Origin of the sequence: Streptomyces sp. NBC_01261, from assembly GCF_036226385.1 — a bacterium.
GTDB lineage: Bacteria > Actinomycetota > Actinomycetes > Streptomycetales > Streptomycetaceae > Streptomyces.
The window spans coordinates 7,850,780-7,867,916 of sequence record NZ_CP108463.1; the positions used below are offsets into that span (position 1 = coordinate 7,850,780).

Sequence of the window (17,137 nt, forward strand, 5' to 3'; positions counted from 1 at the left end):
ACCGGGCGGGTCAAGACTTCACTGCTGTGAACTCCGCCCACACCTGTTTGCCGCGTCGGCCCTGCCTGGGCGTGACGCCCCACTGGCTCGCCATGGCTGCGATCAGGAAGATGCCCCGTCCGCTCTCCGTATCCCAGTCGGGTTCGGTGTACCAGACGGGCAGTTCGGGCGAACGATCGGCGACGGCCACCCGAACCCCGCCTTCCGGGAGGGTGCGGAGGCGTAGTTCGCACGCCGGGGACTTCACGTGCCGGTGGACGTTGGCGAGCATCTCCGTCACGCAGAGCGTCGCGCCGTCGGCGAGTTCGGGGTACCCCCAGGCGGTGAGCTGCTCCCGGACGGTGTACATGCCCTCACGGTGGGTGATGTGTGGCGAGCCTGAACAGGACTTCCGGAAGCGCACGAGGGAGTGTGCGGGCAAGGGGGTTGGCTGTGCAGGACGGTGTCGAGGGGTCTTCGAGCATGAAGATGTTCGGGGCGCATGTGGGGTACTCGGCGTCGCAGGTGGCCATGGTGGAGCGGGGCGAGCGGATGCCGAGCCTGCAATTCATCGCGCGGGCAGGGGAGTTCCTGCATGCAGAGGTGGCGATCGATGCGGCGGCGGAGCATCTGGAGCGGCGCAGGTGTCCGTCGTGGTTCGACGACTATGTGGAGAGGGAGGCGGAGGCGGTCAGTCTGTGGTCGTACGACACCCACGTCATCAAGGGGCTTGTGCAGACGGAGGATTACGCGCGGGTCGTGTTGAGCGTGCGAGTGCCGGTGTTGGACGACGAGACGATCGAGCACCGTGTGCAGGCCCGATTGGCACGGCAGTCGCTGCTCACCCGGGTGCCGCCCGTGTCTCTGGCTCTGGTCATCGAGGAGTGGGTGTTGAGGCGGCCGATCGGTGGACGGTCGGTTCTCAAAGGGCAGTTGGAGCGGTTGCTGGAACTCGGCGAGAAGCGGAACATCTCGATTCAGGTGATGCCGACGGACGTTGAGGCCCACGCTGGGTTCGACGGTGGGTGGACGCTGCTGGAGACTCCCAAGCGGGAGTGGGTCGCGTGCGTTGAAGGTCAAGCCGGGGGCCTGGTGATCGAAGATCGCGAAGAAGTCAGCGCGATGTTCCAGCGGTTTGGCACCGCAGATCTGACCTGGCTCAAGTCCAGCTACAGCGGGGATGCCGGTGGGCAGTGCCTCGAAGTCGCCCTGGAACCAGCCCGACCCATGGTCCACGTTCGTGACTCGAAGGCCAAGTCCGGTTCCACGCTGGCGTTTTCGTTGGGCGAGTGGGCGGCGTTCGTCGGCTTCGCCAGCGGGAAGTGACTCACGACCGGCCCCAGGAGGGTGGGCCACAGAAATGTGACACTCCGCCCCGAAGTGTCACATTTCTGTGGAGAGGGTCCCCTCGGCAGGGTCCGGCAACGGAGCGGCCCTCAGCGGTGCGCCAACACCAATCTGAGGGCCTAACGGGACCGCCGTTCGACTCCTCCAGTGGGTGCTGTCCCTCCCCGAGGGATCGACGGAGGCCGTGCAGTCCATCGGCGAGAAGATGCCGGAAGGCCGCCTTGCCGTCCGCAAGGCCCGGCGGCAACTGGAGGAAGAGATTGCCACCGCGTTCGGGGCCGACCAGGCCGTCGGCGCATACCCCTTGGGCGAGAACACCGAGGACGACACCCCCAACCAGCCGGCGCCGCCAGGTGAGTTGGAGACGGGCGCCGCGAACTTCCTTGCCCGGCTCGGCGACCGCACCCCCACCCCGTGCGTTCCCCGACCGCCCTCGTCCAGTACCGGCTTGAGACCCTGGCGGAGTGCGGGGAGTGCCGTGACCCGTTGCCACGGGGTGTTCGTACGGGCATCTGCCGCCGCTGCGCGCCTGACCACGGCCGCCGTAGGCTCACAGGTTTCTCGCAGGCAACTCACCGGGTCCACCGAAACAACCTCTCTATCGTCATGCACACGCACTGACTGGAGGTGGGGAAAATGAACAGCAGTCACACCAACACCACGGAGAAGTCGGCCGGTTGGGCCAAGTCCGCCCGCGGCCCCTGGGCGGTGGTCTGCGCGGTCGCGACCGTGATCCTCGGCCCGGCCGCCGTCACGGCGTCCGCACTCGACCAGGCCAACGCGGCCCCGATGCACCACGCGGTACGGGCCGACCAGACGCAGGCCTACATCTCGACGGACTCGACCCGTCGCCGGAGTGCCGCCTAGTGCTGTGACCGTGTGGGTTCAGCGGGTTGGGCCGAGGCCTCGCCTTCATGAGACCTGGCGTCGGGAGAGAGCCAACCCGCGCCGGGGCGAGTTCTCGGAGATGAACCAGCCCCCCAACGCTGTCGGCGACCCGAACGAAGGCGCCGAACCCGTCAGCGGGCGGCGACCAGTTCCTGGGTGCTGGTGACCGTGCCGTCCGTGTGCTGGGTGAGGCGGAGGACCAGGACGTGTCGGCGGTCGGCCGGCGCGGTCACATAAAGGGGGCGGCCCTTGTTCAGGCCGGGGGCCCTGAACTGCATCCGGGAGTTGAAGGCTCCGGCCGCGCTGTTGCAGCCCTTGGCCAGGGTGGGGCCGAAGGGGTCGTGGTCGTGGCGGGTGGCGTCGACGTCGTAGTCGACGAACTTGTCGTCGGGCTTGGCGACCGTCCCGACGTTCATCGTGACCCACGCGTGGACCTTCACGTCCGAGCAGACGGTGACCGTGCTGACGGCCTGCGGATCCGGGTCGTTGAGTTCCTTGCCCTCGGCCTGCTCTCCGACCAGCAGCATGGCGCCGACCGCCCCGCCGATCAGTACGACGATGAGGGCGGCACCGAGCAGAACCATCGAACGCGGGCGAACGATCGGGAACATGACCCCTCCGGGGGTGACTGTGGGCGGCACTTGTCCGTCAACTCGCCCAAGGTGAAAGGGCGTTGTTGTCTCATAGGAGACCCACGGTCAGGAGGAAGTTCCGAGCGGGACCACATCAAGACGCCCTTGTGACACAGGAGTCGATGTGCCGTCACAGATGCGGGCGGGGCCCGGACAGTCCCTAGCCGCGGCCCATGCCCAGGTACTTCTCGCCCACCGGATCGATGTCCACGCCCAGGCCGTTCAGGAGGCCGGCGAGCATTGTGTAGTACCCGACCGTAGTGATCAGTTCGACCACCTGACGGTCGGTCAGATGCTTGCGGAGTGTGCCCAACGTGGCGTCCGCCAGCGTGTGTTGGCTCAGCAGCTCCTCCGTCGCCGTCAGCAGCGCCGACTCGACCTCGTCGAACTCGCCCTCCTCGCGCCGGAGTTCGACGACCGCCGCCAACTGGTCGACGGTGACCCCCGCGTGGAGCGCGATCGGGCGGTGCTGGACGATCCCGTAGGCGCAGTCCGTGTGTGCCGCCACCGACACCACCACCAGCTCGCGCAACCGCACCGGTATCGACGACCCGAGCACGCCCATGCCCAACTCGATGGCCGGACCTGTCAGATCAGGGGCGTGGGAGAGCATGCGGAACGCGTTCAGCGGGGTGGGAAGCGCGTCCACGGCTTCGGCGGAACGCTCCGGGAACGGTATTCGAGCCACGGTGACCTCACTGGGATCTGGTCGGACGACGGACGGGGCACCATCGCCGTACCCCACTCACTCGTGCTCACTCCTCCTGGAACCTCTCCCGCAGCTTCGGGAACCGTTCCGCCAGCACGGCCTCGTTCTCCAGGTCGAGCCGTGCGCCCAGCGGCTCCGCGGGCGCCGGCGGAATCCCCAGGTCGGGGGCGACGGCTCCGGTGAGCTGTTCGTACGCCTCGTCCGCCGCGTACCCCAGTTCCTCACCGTCGCCGTCGATCTCCTCGTCGAAGTCGTCGATGAGGTCGGCCAGCGAGTCGGGGTCGTGCACGGCACCCTCGTACACCTCACGGCCCTGGCCGATCAGCCAGCACCGGAAGTAGTCGAACGCGTCGTCGCTCGCCCCGCCCAGCAGCACCCACGCGGCACCCCACAGATCCCAGGTGTACGCGCGGTTGTAACGGGCCTCGAAATGCCGGGCGAAGTCCAGGACCAGCTCCGGGTCCAGCAGCAGAAGCCGGTCGACGAGCAGGTCGGCCTGCTCCTCGGGGTCGCCCTCGGCGGCCTCGCGGGTGGCGTCCACCAACTCCCAGAACTCCGTCTCGTCCATCACGGGTCAAGCATCGGGCCTGGAGGGGTGGCGCGCACGTGGAGTGCAGCGGATTGTCACCTGGGGCGGGGCAGATCGTTATGGGCGGTGGTACAGAGCGGTGAGCCGTAGCGCGTCGCTCGTGAAACGTGCCCGCAGACTCTCCGGGGCCAGTACCTCCACGTCCGGGCCGAGTCCCGCGAGCTGGCTGTGGGCGACCTCCTCGGACTCCACCGGCAGGGTCACCGTCACCCACCCGTCGTCGGGGTCCGGGCCGCCCGCAACGTCCAGCGCCTCCCGCGCGGCGACCGGATCGACGGCGTACGGCAGCCTCCGCGCGCCGTCCGCCGACAGGCGCACCACCACCTCCGCGCGCAGGATCGACCTCGCGAACTGCTCGGCCCGTTCCTCCCAGAACGCCGGAAGATCGAAATCCGGGTCCCGTACGAAGCGTTCGGCGCCCGGCTCCACCGCTGTGAACCGGTCGATGCGGTACACCCGGTAGGAATCGGGGTCGGCGGCGACCCGCGCGCACAGGTACCAGACACCCGCCTTGAGGACGAGTCCGTACGGCTCCAGTTCTCGTTCCACGTCGGAGTCCGCGCGCCGGTACCGTGCGACCGTCCTCCGGTCGTCCCACACCGCGTCCGCTACGGCGGGGAGCAGTTCGGGTGTCTTGGGCTCGGTGAACCAGCCAGGGGCGTCGAGGTGGAATCGCTGGGCTGCCGCGTGCGAGGCGTCCGACAGGGAGGGCATCAGCGCCGCGGACACCTTCAGCCGGGCTGCGGAGGCCGCGTCCTCCAACCCCATTTCGCGCAACGCCCCCGGGAGCCCGCTCAGGAACAGCGCCTCCGCCTCGCTGCGGCCCAGCCCGGTGAGCCGGGTCCGGTACCCGCCGACGAGCCGGTACCCGCCGGCCCGCCCTCGGTCCGCGTACACCGGGACGCCCGCCTCCGACAGTGCCTGCGCGTCCCGGGTGACGGTCCGCTCGGAGACTTCCAGCTCGCGGGCCAGTTCGGCGGCGGTCATCGAGTGCCTGGACTGAAGCAGCAGCACCATTTTGATGAGACGGGCAGCACGCATGCCTTCATGATGAGGTATCTCGCCCCCGCCGCCCCTACCCGTCCCATCCCTGGGGGCTGCGCCCCCAGACCCCCCTCCGGCCTGGACGGCCTCGTCCTCAAACGCCGGACGGGCTGAAAGGGCAAACGCCGGAGGGGCTGAATTTCAGCCTCTCCGGCGTTTGAGGAGCGGGGTCCGGGGCGGAGCCCCGGAAGGATGGGACGGGTAGGGGCGGCGGGGGCGAGAAACAGCCCCTACAGGCCGTACCGCTCCCGCGCCTCCTTGACCGCCGTAGCCTTCACTTCCCCACGCCGCGCCAACTGCGCCAACGCGGCCACGACGATCGACTCCGCGTCCACCCCGAAGTACCGACGCGCCGCATCCCGCGTGTCCGACAGACCGAACCCGTCCGCACCCAGCGAGGACCAGTCCTGCTCGACCCACTGCGCGATCTGGTCGGGGACCTGGCGCATGTAGTCGGAGACCGCGAGGACAGGACCCTCGGCGCCCTGCAGCGCCTGCCGCACGTACGGAATTCGCTCCTCGCCCCGCAGCGACGCCGCGTCCGCGTCCAGCGCGTCCCGCCGCAGCTCGGTCCAGGACGTGGCCGACCACACGTCGGCCGCCACACCCCACTCCTCCGCGAGCAACCGCTGCGCCTTCAGCGTCCAGTGGATCGCCGTACCGGAGCCGAGGAGCTGGATCCGCGCCGCGTTGGCAGCCGGCGAAAGTCCCGCCGATTCCGCCGTGTTGAAGCGGTACAGGCCCTTGACGATGCCCTCGTCGATGCCGAGGCCGGCCGGCTTGGCGGGCTGGGGGATCGGCTCGTTGTAGACGGTGAGGTAGTAGAAGACGTTCGAGTCCTCGCCCGGGGCCGCCTCGCCGTACATCCGCCGGATGCCGTCACGCACGATCGCCGCGACCTCGTACGCGAACGCCGGGTCGTACGACAGCGCGGCAGGGTTCGTCGCCGCGATCACCGGCGAGTGACCGTCCGCGTGCTGCAGACCCTCACCCGTCAGCGTCGTACGACCGGCCGTCGCCCCGACCAGGAACCCGCGGCCGAGCTGGTCGCCGAGCTGCCACATCTGGTCGGCCGTACGCTGCCAGCCGAACATCGAGTAGAAGATGTAGAAGGGGATCATCGCTTCGCCGTGCGTCGCGTACGACGTCGACGCGGCGATGAAGTCCGCCATCGAACCGGCCTCGGTGATCCCCTCGTTGAGGATCTGGCCGTTCTTGGCTTCCTTGTAGTACATGAGCTGGTCGCGGTCGACCGGCTCGTACGTCTGGCCCTTGGGGGAGTAGATCCCGAGGGACGGGAACAGCGACTCCATACCGAACGTGCGCGCCTCGTCCGGCACGATCGGCACCCAGCGCTTGCCGGTCTCCTTGTCGCGGACCAGGTCCTTGACGAGCCGTACGAACGCCATCGTCGTCGCCACGTTCTGGCTGCCCGAGCCCTTGTCGAAGGACGCGAACGTCTTGTCGGCGGCGGCGGGCAGCGGAGCGAGCGCGTGCGTGCGGCGCGAGGGGGCCGGGCCGCCGAGGGCCGCGCGGCGCTCCTGGAGGTAACGGACCTCGGGGGAGTCGGCGCCGGGGTGGCCGTAAGGAACGACTCCGTCGATGAAGTCGCTGTCCTTGATGGGGAGTTCGAGCAGGTCACGCATCTGCTTGAACTCGTCCGTCGACAGCTTCTTCATCTGGTGGTTGGCGTTCTTCGACGCGAAGCCCGCGCCGAGCGTGTGCCCCTTGACCGTCTGCGCCAGGATGACCGTCGGGCCACCCTTGTGCTCTACGGCCGCCTTGTACGCGGCGTACACCTTGCTCGCCTCGTGACCACCGCGGGAGAGGTGGAAACACTCCAGGATCTTGTCGTCACTCAGCAGCTTCGCCAGCTCGACGAGCGCCGGGTCCTTGCCGAAGAAGTCCTCGCGGATGTAGGCGGCGCCACGCGTCTGGTACGTCTGCACCTGGGCGTCCGGTACCTCGCGCAGGCGTCGTACGAGCGCGCCCGTGGTGTCGAGCCGGAACAGTTCGTCCCAGGCGTTGCCCCACAGGGACTTGATGACGTTCCAGCCGGCGCCGCGGAACTGGGCCTCCAGCTCCTGCACGATCTTGAAGTTCGCGCGGACCGGGCCGTCGAGGCGCTGGAGGTTGCAGTTGATGACGAAGGTCAGGTTGTCCAGACCCTCGCGGGAAGCCAGGGCGAGGGCCGCCGTCGACTCGGGCTCGTCCATCTCGCCGTCGCCGAGGAAGGCCCAGACGTGCGACTCGGAGACGTCCTTGATGCCGCGCGCGGTGAGGTAGCGGTTGAAGCGCGCCTGGTAGATCGCCGACAGCGGGCCGAGGCCCATCGACACCGTCGGGAACTCCCAGAGCCAGGGCAGGCGGCGCGGGTGCGGGTACGACGGGAGACCGTTGCCGCCCGCCTCCTGGCGGAAGTTGTCGAGGTGCGCCTCGGTGAGGCGGCCGTCGAGGAAGGCGCGGGCGTAGATGCCGGGGGAGGCGTGGCCCTGGATGTAGAGCTGGTCGCCCGAGCCGGGCGCCTCCTGGGATTCCTTGCCCTTGAAGAAGTGGTTGAAGCCGGTCTCGTACAGCCAGGCCGCAGACGCGAAGGTCGCGATGTGGCCGCCGACGCCGTATTTCGCGCCCCGGGTCACCATCGCCGCCGCGTTCCAGCGGTTCCACGCGGTGATCCGGCGCTCCAGCGCCTCGTCGCCGGGCGCGGACGGCTCGGCGGCGGTCGGGATGGTGTTGACGTAGTCCGTCTCAAGCAGCTTGGGCAGCGCGAGGCCGTTGCCCTCCGCGCGCTCCAGCGTGCGGCGCATCAGGTACGCGGCACGGTGCGGGCCCGCAGCCTTGGTGACGGCGTCCAGGGAGGCCTGCCATTCGGCGGTCTCCTCGGGGTCGCGGTCCGGGAGCTGGTCGAGCTCGCTCGGCTGGATGGCGTAGGGGTCGGTCATAACGCCGCCTTCCTCGGTCGAAGGGGGGTTCCCTCATCGGCAAGGGGATTTCGGGGGGGTGCCCTTGGTCTTTGGCAGGACAGGGCGGCGGGCTCTTGTAGGAGCCCGTCGGTGACTGTAACTCCCTGATCGATGATCGATCAAAGGTTCCCGGGCAAAATATCTTGATTACGAGAAAGTCGGCACGGCGTGCCTTTTGCCGGGGCACCGGGTGCCGTGATTTTCGCCGGTTTCCGAGGAGTTTTCGCAGGTGAGCATGGCTGCGCTCGGCTGCGTCACGGGCGCGGGGCGCAGCCCAGAACGTGCGCCTTCACCAGCTCCGCGATCCGCGGATCCCGGCGCCGGAACGCGGCCACCAGCTCCTCGTGCTCCTCCGCGTACGACTGCTGGACCGTCCCCAGCCAGCGGATCGACAGCGCCGTGAACACCTCGATGCCGAGGCCCTCCCAGGTGTGCAGCAGCACGGAGTTGCCCGCGGCGCGGACCAGTTCGCGGTGGAAGCCGACGGTGTGCCGGACCTGGCCGGTGCCGTCCGCGTCGCGGTCGGCCTCGTAGAGCGCGGCGACATGCGGTTCGAGCGCCGAGCAGTCCTCGGCCAGCTTCCCGGCCGCCAGCTCGGCCGCGATCGCCTCAAGACCTGCCCGCACCGGGTAGCTCTCCTCCAGGTCGGCCGCGGTCAGGTTCCGGACGCGTACGCCCTTGTTCGGCGCGGACTCGATCAGCCGCAGCGACTCCAGCTCGCGCAGCGCCTCCCGCACCGGCGTCTGGCTGACCTCCAGCTCGGTCGCGATCCGCCGCTCCACGATCCGCTCGCCCGGCTTCCAACGGCCGCTCACGATCCCCTCCACGATGTGCTCGCGGATCTGTTCGCGCAGCGAGTGGACGACGGGCGCGGTCATGAGAGCTCCTTAAGGGCGTTTGACGTTTAGACAATAAGGCCGTACGCCCGCTCGGGAGGGGCGCACGGGGGCGCTTTCATGCAGGTGAGACGAGACTTACACGCTGGTGGGACGGTAGGCGCGGGTGCCCTGCGGGGTGTCGGGGCGCGATGAACCGGGGAGTTCGAAGCGGGGCCCGGGGTCCCGGGCCGGTAGCGGTGGGGTCACCGGCTGTCGACCGGCGCTCACTCCGGCGCGCGGTCGGATCGGCACCGCGCGGCTACGGATCATGGTCGGCACCCCGGCTCCGGCGGCGCCCGCGTCTTCGTGAGACCGGACGGCACCCGGGAGTTCGGCCGAGTCGGCCGGGGTCGGCCGTGCGCCGCGCCCGGCGGCCACACCGGCGCCGGCACCCGACGGGATCGTACGCCGCGATGCCGAGCGCCATACGACGTGCCGCGCGCCCGGGATGCCGAGCGGCATACGACGCGTTGCGCGCCGGGACACTGAGCGGCATACGACGCGTTGCGCGCCGGGACACTGAGCGGCATACGACGTGCCGCGCGCCCGGGATGCCGAGCGGCGAACGACCTGCCGCGCGCCCGGGAAACGCGCGGTGCCCCCGCCCGGAAATTTCCGGAACGGGGGCACCGTACAAAACAACAGGCCAGGTGGCCGGCGAGTCGGTTACAGGCCGAGCTCGACCTCGAACTCGCCTGCCTCCAGGATCGCCTTGACCGCCGTCAGGTAACGGGCCGCGTCCGCGCCGTCCACCAGGCGGTGGTCGTAGGAGAGGGTCAGGTACGTCATGTCGCGGACGCCGATGACCGTGCCCTCCTCGGTCTCGATGACCGCCGGGCGCTTGACCGTGGCACCGATGCCGAGGATCGCGACCTGGTTCGGGGGCACGATGATCGTGTCGAAGAGCGCGCCGCGCGAACCGGTGTTGGAGATGGTGAAGGTCGCGCCGGACAGCTCGTCCGGGGTGATCTTGTTCGCCCGGACCTTGCCCGCGAGCTCGGCGGTGGCCTTGGCGATACCGGCGATGTTCAGGTCGCCCGCGTGCTTGATGACCGGGGTCATCAGGCCCTTCTCGGAGTCCACCGCGATACCGACGCTCTCGGTGTCGAAGTAGGTGATCGTGCCCTCTTCGACGTTGATCCGGGCGTTGATGGCCGGGTGGGCCTTCAGCGCCTGGGCCGCCGCCTTCACGAAGAACGGCATCGGGGAGAGCTTGACGCCCTCGCGGGCGGCGAAGGAGTCCTTCGCCTGGGCGCGGAGCTTCATCAGGCGCGTGATGTCGACCTCGACGACCGAGGACAGCTGCGCCTGCTCGTGCAGCGCCTTGACCATGTTGTCGCCGATGACCTTGCGGATGCGAGGCATCTTGACGGTCTGGCCGCGGAGCGGAGAGGCCTCCAGGACGGGGGCCTTCTTGGCAGAGGCGGTGGCGGCCGGAGCGGCGGCAGCTGCCGGAGCCGGGGCCGCCGCGGCGGCCTTCGCCGCCTCGGCGGCGGCGATGACGTCCTGCTTGCGGATACGGCCGCCGACGCCGGTGCCCTTGACGGAGCCCAGGTCCACGCCGTTCTCGGAGGCGAGCTTGCGCACCAGCGGGGTGACGTACGCGCCGTCGTCCGTCGCCTGCGCGGCGGCGGGCGCCGGAGCGGCCGGGGCCACCGGAGCCGGAGCCGCGACCGGCGCGGGGGCCGGGGCGGCGGGGGCGACCGGAGCCGGAGCGGCGGCGACCGGGGCGGGCGCCGGAGCAGGGGCGGGCGGTGCGACCGGAGCCGCGGGGGCCACCGGCGCGGGGGCCGGAGCCGGAGCGGCAGCCGCCGGAGCGGGCGCCGGGGCGGCGGGGGCCGGGGCAGCCGCCGGAGCGGCCCCCGGGGCACCGACGACGGCGAGCTTGGCGCCGACCTCGGCGGTCTCGTCCTCGCCGACCAGGATCTCCAGCAGGACGCCGGCGACCGGGGAGGGGATCTCGGTGTCGACCTTGTCGGTCGAGACCTCCAGGAGGGGCTCGTCCTCCGCGACCTCCTCGCCGACCTCCTTCAGCCAGCGGGTGACGGTGCCCTCGGTGACCGACTCGCCCAGTGCGGGCAGCACGACGTCGGTACCGGAGGCGCCGCCCGCCGGAGCGGCAGGGGCCTCGGCGGGGGCGGCCGGGGCGGGCGCCGGAGCCGCGGGGGCCTCGGCGACCGGGGCCGGAGCGGGCTCGGGGGCCGGAGCCGCCTCGGGCTCGGCGGCCGGGGCCGGGGCAGCGGCGGGAGCGCCGGTACCGTCGTCGATCACGGCCAGCTCGGCGCCGACCTCGACGGTCTCGTCCTCGGCCACCTTGATGGAGGCCAGCACACCGGCGACGGGGGAGGGGATCTCGGTGTCGACCTTGTCGGTCGACACTTCGAGCAGCGGCTCGTCGGCCTCTACTCGCTCGCCCTCGGCCTTCAGCCAGCGGGTGACAGTGCCCTCGGTGACGCTTTCACCGAGCGCCGGAAGGGTTACGGAAACCGCCATGGTTTCGGTTGCTCCTTACGAATTGCGGAAGTCTGTGTCGTCGTCCGACCGAGGGGGTCAGTCGTGGGAGTGGAGAGGCTTGCCCGCCAGTGCCAGGTGGGCCTCGCCGAGCGCCTCGCTCTGCGTCGGGTGCGCGTGGATCAGCTGGGCGACCTCGGCGGGCAGCGCTTCCCAGTTGTAGATCAGCTGGGCTTCGCCGACCTGTTCGCCCATGCGGTCGCCGACCATGTGGATGCCGACCACGGCACCGTCCTTCACCTGGACGAGCTTGATCTCGCCCGAGGTGTTGAGGATCTTGCTCTTGCCGTTGCCCGCGAGGTTGTACTTCAGAGCGACGACCTTGTCCGCGCCGTAGATCTCCTTGGCCTTGGCCTCGGTGATGCCCACGGAGGCGACCTCGGGGTGGCAGTACGTCACCCGGGGGACACCGTCGTAGTCGATCGGAACGGTCTTCAGACCGGCCAGACGCTCCGCCACCAGGATGCCCTCGGCGAAGCCGACGTGCGCGAGCTGGAGCGTCGGGACCAGGTCACCGACGGCGGAGATGGTCGGGACGTTCGTCCGCATGTACTCGTCGACCGTGACGTAGCCGCGGTCGATCGCGACGCCCTGCTCCTCGTAACCGAGACCGGCGGAGACGGGCCCGCGGCCCACCGCGACCAGCAGCAGCTCGGCCTCGAACTCCTTGCCGTCGGCGAGGGTGACCTTGACACCGTTCTCGGTGTACTCGGCCTTCGAGAAGAAGGTGCCCAGGTTGAACTTGATGCCGCGCTTGCGGAACGCGCGCTCAAGAAGCTTGGAGGAGTTCTCGTCCTCAAGAGGGGCGAGGTGCTTCAGGCCCTCGATGATCGTCACGTCGGCGCCGAAGGACTTCCACGCGGAGGCGAACTCCACGCCGATGACACCGCCGCCCAGGATGATCGCGGACTGCGGGACGCGGTCCAGGACCAGGGCGTGGTCCGAGGAGATGATCCGGTTGCCGTCGATCTCCAGGCCCGGCAGCGACTTCGGCACGGAGCCGGTCGCCAGCAGGACGTGGCGGCCCTGGACGCGCTGGCCGTTGACGTCGACGGAGGTGGGGGAGGAGAGCCGCCCCTCACCCTCGATGTAGTGCACCTTGCGGGATGCGATCAGACCCTGGAGTCCCTTGTACAGACCCGAGATCACGCCGTCCTTGTACTTGTGGACGGCCGGTACGTCGATGCCCTCGAAGGTGGCCTTGACGCCGAACTGCTCGCTCTCGCGGGCCTGGTCGGCGATCTCGCCCGCGTGGAGCAGGGCCTTGGTGGGGATGCATCCTCGGTGCAGGCAGGTGCCGCCGACCTTGTCCTTCTCGATCAGGGCGACGTCCAGGCCCAGCTGGGCCCCGCGCAGCGCCGCGGCGTAACCGCCACTACCACCGCCGAGGATCACTAGGTCGAAAACGGTGCTGGCGTCGTTCGCCACGTCACGTCCTCCATGCATGTGCGCCACGCCGGTCGGCGACGACCGGTCGGCGGCTGGTGTCCGGCCGCTCTTTCTTCGGCCCTGTGGTGGGGGCCCTGTCCTGCCGAGCCCATCTTCGCACTTGTCGAGGCCCAACGAGACGCCGGGCCCGGGTGTGAGACACCACACGCTCACATGAGAGACGCTGCGGCTTTTGCCATCCCTGGGTGCGACCCCCCAGGGGCGCGGGAAACTGCGCGACCGGCCACAGGCCGTCCCGCAGTCGCCCACGCACCTAAAGGCACCGAGCTACTGGGCGAACGTCAGCCCAGATCCCCGGCCGCAGTCAACTCCGCAAGCCGCACGAGCGTCCGCACCGCAGACCCCGTCCCGCCCTTGGGCGTGTAGCCGAACGGCCCGCCCTCGTTGAACGCCGGCCCGGCGATGTCGACATGCGCCCAGGTGATCCCCTCACCCACGAACTCCCGCAGGAACAGCCCGGCGACGAGCCCCCCACCCATCCGCTCACCCATGTTCGCGATGTCGGCGGTGGGAGAGTCCATCCCCTTGCGCAGGTGCTCCGGCAGCGGCATCGGCCACGACGGCTCGCCGACCTCCTCGGCCGCGTCCACGATCGCCGCCCGGAACGCGTCGTCGTTCGCCATGACACCGAACGTCCGGCTCCCGAGAGCCAGAACCATCGCCCCGGTCAACGTGGCCACGTCCACGATCGCGTCCGGCTTCTCCGCCGACGCGGCCCACAACGCGTCCGCGAGGACAAGGCGGCCCTCGGCGTCCGTGTTGAGCACCTCGACGGTCTTGCCGCTGTACATCCGCAGCACGTCACCGGGACGCGTCGCGGAGCCGGACGGCATGTTCTCGGCGAGCGCGAGCCAGCCGGTGACATTGACGGCGAGGCCCAGCCGCGCGGCGGCGACGACGGCCGCGAACACCGCGGCCGCACCGCTCATGTCGCACTTCATCGTCTCGTTGTGCCCGGCCGGCTTGAGCGAGATGCCGCCCGAGTCGTACGTGATGCCCTTGCCGACGAACGCGAGGTGCTTGGTCGCGTCGGCGTGCGTGTACGACAGCTTCACCAGCCGCGGACCGGCCGCGGAACCGGCGCCGACGCCGAGGATGCCGCCGTAACCGCCCTTCTCCAGGGCCTTCTCGTCCAGCACCTGCACCTTGATGCCGTGCTCCTTCGCCGCGGTCTGCGCGACGGCGGCGAAGGCCTCGGGGTCGAGGTCGTTCGGCGGGGTGTTGATCAGGTCGCGGGCGCGGTTGAGCTCCTCGGTGACCGCGAGCGCACGCTCCACGGCCGCCTTGTACTCCTTGTCGCGCGGCTTGCCGCCGAGCAGGGCGACCTCGGCGAGGGGGGCCTTGCCGCCCGCCTTCGCGTCCTTGGCGCTGCCCTTGTACGCGTCGAAGGAGTACGCGCCGAGCAGCGCGCCCTCGGCGATCGCGCCGGCGTCGGCGGCGTCGGCGAGGGGGAGCGCGAAGGCGGCCTTCTTGGCGCCGGTGAGCGCGCGGGCGGCGACGCCGGCGGCCCGGCGCAGCGCCTCGGCGCCGTACGCCTCGCCCTCCTCGGGCTCCGCGCCGAGTCCCACCGCGAGCACGAGCGGGGCCTTGAAGCCGGCCGGTGCGGGCAGCTTCGTGATCTCGCCCTCGGCACCGGAGGCGCCCAGGGTCTCCAGGACGCCGGCGAGCTTGCCGTCGTACGCCTTGTCAACGGCGTCGGCGCCCGGTGCGACGACCGGGCCCTTGCCGCCCTTGCCGACACCGATCACGATCGCGTCGGCCCGCAGGCCGGGCGCCGCGGCGGTGCTGAGAGTGAGAGCAGTCACAGTGGTGAATTCTCGCTTCCGATGTGAAGTTCCTGTGGTCGATCGGGGTGGGTCGACCGGGCCCGACAGCCGACCCTATTTCCGACCTGCGGCGGTGGTCGGCATAGGGGGCTGGTGGAGCGCCCAGGACGAGCGTACGCGCGTGTGTGTCATGGCTCATTCGCGCGGGGGGTTCACCCGTTCCCGCGAGGGGTTCACCTGCCGGAAGCGGAGTGGCCACTTCTCGATCCGCACCCTGGATGTCCTGCGCCACGCTCGCGAGGTTCACGTGGGCGACACGCTCATCGATTCGTACGCCTCCCACGGATCCTCCGCGAGACGACCACAGGGAGCACCCGGCGCAGCTGCCGCCGACGAGCCGCGCATCGATCTCAAGGCCCACGATCGCCCCGGCCCTCCTGAGCGACACGGGCGACGGCACGCCCAACGAGGCGTCGTTCGGGGCGAGTTCGGCGGCCCTGCGCACCGAGACGACGTCGCGCTCGCTGATGTGGATGTTGATGTGGAAGATGCCGCATCTCCCAACAGCCGCCTCCCGCCGCACAGTTCACGACGTTCTCACCACAACGGACCTGCTGGAGCACGCACTTCGCCCGCTCGGCGTCCGCATCCCCGAGGACTGTGTCGCACACGCCGTCAGCAGCGGCCCGGCGACCCTGCCCGCGCTCGCCGCCGAGAAGCGCGCGGGGAACTGCGCGACCAGCCCCCACGCACCCGCACTCATCCACCAAACGAAAGCACCACGAACGCAGCCGTAGCCGCACTCTCCGCGAGCCCCCCGAACACATCTCCTGTGACCCCGCCGAACCGCCGCCGACAGTGCCGCAGAAGAACCTCGGCGACAACCAGGGCCACAACGAAGGCGGGGCCGATCCCACAGATCCCCAGAGCCACCCCGCACGCCCAACCCACGACCACGACCCCTACCCCCAGGCCCAGCGCCCAGCGGACCGGCACAACACCGGCAACCGCCGCCCCCAACCCCTCCGGCCGAGCCGCAGGCACCCCGCCCCGCGCGGCCAGCGTCAGCGCGAGCCGTGCGGCGACCGCCGAGACAACGGCCCCGACCGCGCCCCGGGCCCAGGAGTCGCCGTAGAGCTGAGCCAGCGCAGCCACCTGCCCCAGAAGCACGAAGACAAGGGCGAGCACCCCGAACGGGCCGATGTCCGACTGCTTCATGATCCGCAGCGCGTCCTCCGCGGGCTTCCCACTGCCCAGCCCATCGGCAGTGTCCGCTAGCCCATCCAGATGCAGTCCCCGTGTGAGAACGGCAGGCACGGCGACACTGGCCACGGCGGCAAGCAGCGACCCCGCGCCCAGGAACAGAAACAGCAGCCCGACCCCCGCCGCACACCCTCCGACGACCACCCCCACGACCGGCGCCACCAGCATCCCGGCACGCGCGGCATCACGATCCCAGCGGGTCACCCCGACCGGGAGAACGGTCAGCGTGCCGAACGCGAAGCGGAGGCCGTCGAGGGACGAGGTCTTGGACACCGGCGCAGATTACCCGGCGGGCAGGAGGGCACCCCCGGCGGCCGTCGCTAAAGTGCGCATATGGGACATTGGCTGCACCGCAACATCGTCGAGCCGGGCAAACTCCCCCTGCTCCTCGCGCTCACCGCCTTCGTCCTGACCTTCCTCATCACCCGGGTCATCACCCGCCTGATCCGCGCCGGCAAGGGCCCCTTCGGCAACATCAAGGCCGGCGACGTGCACATCCACCACGTCGTCCCGGGCGTGGTCCTCACCGTGATCGGCGGCTTCGGCGCGGTGGCCAGCACGCGCTACGGCGTCGGATCGGCGGTGTTCGCGATCGTCTTCGGCATGGGCGCTGGCCTGGTCCTGGACGAGTTCGCGCTGATCCTCTACCTCGACGACGTGTACTGGACCGAGGCGGGCCGCAAGAGCGTCGAGGCGGTGGTGCTCACGGCGGCCCTGGTCGGCTTCGTCCTCGCCGGTTTCTCGCCCTTCGGCGTCAACGACCTCACCGACACCGAACTCCACGACCGCGCCAGCGTGATCGTGAGCGTCGCGGTGAACTTCCTCTTCTCCCTCATCGCCCTGAGCAAGGGCAAGGCCCGCACGGCGGTCTTCGGCGTCCTGGTCCCACTGGTCGCCGTCGTCGGCGCGATTCGTCTGGCCCGCCCGGGTTCCCCGTGGGCCAAGCGCTTCTACCGCAGGCGCCGCCACCGGGCCCGAGCCCGTTCCACCCTGCGCGCCTACCACCACGACCGCCGCTGGGCGGGCCCGCGCCGAACCGTCCAGGACTGGATCGGCGGCAAACCGGACCCGGAGCCGCTACGGCTTCCCGGGCACCGATGAGGACACCGCGCCCGGCCC

At 70.2% G+C, this 17,137-nt stretch carries 14 protein-coding genes and 1 pseudogene; 4 read left to right on the forward strand and 11 right to left on the reverse strand.

Annotated elements, in window-relative coordinates:
* Positions 1–10: 10 nt before the first annotated feature.
* Complete coding sequence (locus OG226_RS35000; RefSeq protein WP_329351110.1) at positions 11–349, reverse strand: ATP-binding protein; 339 nt, start codon at positions 347–349, stop codon at positions 11–13.
* 113 nt (positions 350–462) lie between these two features.
* Between OG226_RS35000 and OG226_RS35005 the strand changes: the two genes are divergently transcribed.
* Complete coding sequence (locus tag OG226_RS35005; protein ID WP_328683802.1) at positions 463–1,305, forward strand: DUF397 domain-containing protein; 843 nt, start codon at positions 463–465, stop codon at positions 1,303–1,305.
* A 657-nt stretch (positions 1,306–1,962) separates the two neighbouring features.
* On the forward strand, positions 1,963–2,193 hold the full coding sequence (locus tag OG226_RS35010) for a hypothetical protein (RefSeq protein ID WP_328683803.1): 231 nt from the start codon (positions 1,963–1,965) through the stop codon (positions 2,191–2,193).
* Between the two features lie 152 nt (positions 2,194–2,345).
* On the opposite strand, the gene OG226_RS35015 is transcribed toward OG226_RS35010, so the two are convergent.
* The 9 genes from OG226_RS35015 to OG226_RS35055 form a co-directional block, all read right to left on the reverse strand.
* Entirely contained in the window at positions 2,346–2,825 is a 480-nt protein-coding gene (locus OG226_RS35015) for a hypothetical protein (RefSeq protein ID WP_328683804.1), read from the reverse strand.
* Between the two features lie 181 nt (positions 2,826–3,006).
* Positions 3,007–3,534 (reverse strand): carboxymuconolactone decarboxylase family protein, encoded by a 528-nt coding sequence (locus OG226_RS35020; protein ID WP_328683805.1) that lies wholly within the window; start codon positions 3,532–3,534, stop codon positions 3,007–3,009.
* A 67-nt stretch (positions 3,535–3,601) separates the two neighbouring features.
* Positions 3,602–4,123 carry a DUF4240 domain-containing protein gene (locus tag OG226_RS35025; protein WP_019065398.1) on the reverse strand — a complete coding sequence of 174 codons (522 nt, stop codon included), beginning with the start codon at positions 4,121–4,123 and terminating at the stop codon, positions 3,602–3,604.
* 78 nt (positions 4,124–4,201) lie between these two features.
* Positions 4,202–5,185: a helix-turn-helix transcriptional regulator gene (locus OG226_RS35030; RefSeq protein ID WP_328683806.1), complete on the reverse strand. Its 984-nt coding sequence runs from the start codon at positions 5,183–5,185 to the stop codon at positions 4,202–4,204.
* 233 nt (positions 5,186–5,418) lie between these two features.
* A complete protein-coding gene (aceE, locus tag OG226_RS35035) occupies positions 5,419–8,130 on the reverse strand; it encodes a pyruvate dehydrogenase (acetyl-transferring), homodimeric type (protein WP_328683807.1) in 2,712 nt (903 codons plus the stop codon).
* Positions 8,131–8,405: 275 nt separating this feature from the next.
* Complete coding sequence (locus OG226_RS35040) at positions 8,406–9,029, reverse strand: GntR family transcriptional regulator (RefSeq protein WP_327404646.1); 624 nt, start codon at positions 9,027–9,029, stop codon at positions 8,406–8,408.
* A gap of 666 nt (positions 9,030–9,695) precedes the next feature.
* Positions 9,696–11,522: a 2-oxoglutarate dehydrogenase, E2 component, dihydrolipoamide succinyltransferase gene (gene sucB, locus OG226_RS35045; RefSeq protein WP_328683808.1), complete on the reverse strand. Its 1,827-nt coding sequence runs from the start codon at positions 11,520–11,522 to the stop codon at positions 9,696–9,698.
* A gap of 57 nt (positions 11,523–11,579) precedes the next feature.
* Complete coding sequence (gene lpdA / locus OG226_RS35050; RefSeq protein WP_328683809.1) at positions 11,580–12,968, reverse strand: dihydrolipoyl dehydrogenase; 1,389 nt, start codon at positions 12,966–12,968, stop codon at positions 11,580–11,582.
* Positions 12,969–13,270: 302 nt separating this feature from the next.
* Positions 13,271–14,794: a leucyl aminopeptidase gene (locus OG226_RS35055; RefSeq protein ID WP_328683810.1), complete on the reverse strand. Its 1,524-nt coding sequence runs from the start codon at positions 14,792–14,794 to the stop codon at positions 13,271–13,273.
* Positions 14,795–15,234: 440 nt separating this feature from the next.
* On the opposite strand from OG226_RS35055, the pseudogene OG226_RS35060 reads away from it, so the two are divergent.
* Positions 15,235–15,483: pseudogene (locus tag OG226_RS35060) on the forward strand (DUF3492 domain-containing protein); the annotation flags it as partial.
* Positions 15,484–15,514: 31 nt separating this feature from the next.
* Here OG226_RS35060 and OG226_RS35065 read toward each other — a convergent pair.
* Positions 15,515–16,291: an adenosylcobinamide-GDP ribazoletransferase gene (locus OG226_RS35065; protein WP_328683811.1), complete on the reverse strand. Its 777-nt coding sequence runs from the start codon at positions 16,289–16,291 to the stop codon at positions 15,515–15,517.
* Positions 16,292–16,351: 60 nt separating this feature from the next.
* Here OG226_RS35065 and OG226_RS35070 point away from each other — a divergent pair, with 60 nt between their 5' ends.
* Positions 16,352–17,119, forward strand: a complete 768-nt coding sequence (locus OG226_RS35070) for a hypothetical protein (protein ID WP_328683812.1) — start codon at positions 16,352–16,354, stop codon at positions 17,117–17,119.
* Positions 17,120–17,137: the final 18 nt, after the last annotated feature.

Bases quoted from the DNA above. Each gene is read 5' to 3' on its own strand.
- OG226_RS35000 (WP_329351110.1), bottom strand. From the start codon at position 349: ATGTACACCGTCCGGGAGCAGCTCACCGCCTGGGGGTACCCCGAACTC.
- OG226_RS35005 (WP_328683802.1), top strand. From the start codon at position 463: ATGAAGATGTTCGGGGCGCATGTGGGGTACTCGGCGTCGCAGGTGGCC.
- OG226_RS35010 (WP_328683803.1), top strand. From the start codon at position 1,963: ATGAACAGCAGTCACACCAACACCACGGAGAAGTCGGCCGGTTGGGCC.
- OG226_RS35015 (WP_328683804.1), bottom strand. From the start codon at position 2,825: ATGTTCCCGATCGTTCGCCCGCGTTCGATGGTTCTGCTCGGTGCCGCC.
- OG226_RS35025 (WP_019065398.1), bottom strand. From the start codon at position 4,123: ATGGACGAGACGGAGTTCTGGGAGTTGGTGGACGCCACCCGCGAGGCC.
- OG226_RS35030 (WP_328683806.1), bottom strand. From the start codon at position 5,185: ATGCGTGCTGCCCGTCTCATCAAAATGGTGCTGCTGCTTCAGTCCAGG.
- aceE (WP_328683807.1), bottom strand. From the start codon at position 8,130: ATGACCGACCCCTACGCCATCCAGCCGAGCGAGCTCGACCAGCTCCCG.
- OG226_RS35040 (WP_327404646.1), bottom strand. From the start codon at position 9,029: ATGACCGCGCCCGTCGTCCACTCGCTGCGCGAACAGATCCGCGAGCAC.
- sucB (WP_328683808.1), bottom strand. From the start codon at position 11,522: ATGGCGGTTTCCGTAACCCTTCCGGCGCTCGGTGAAAGCGTCACCGAG.
- OG226_RS35070 (WP_328683812.1), top strand. From the start codon at position 16,352: ATGGGACATTGGCTGCACCGCAACATCGTCGAGCCGGGCAAACTCCCC.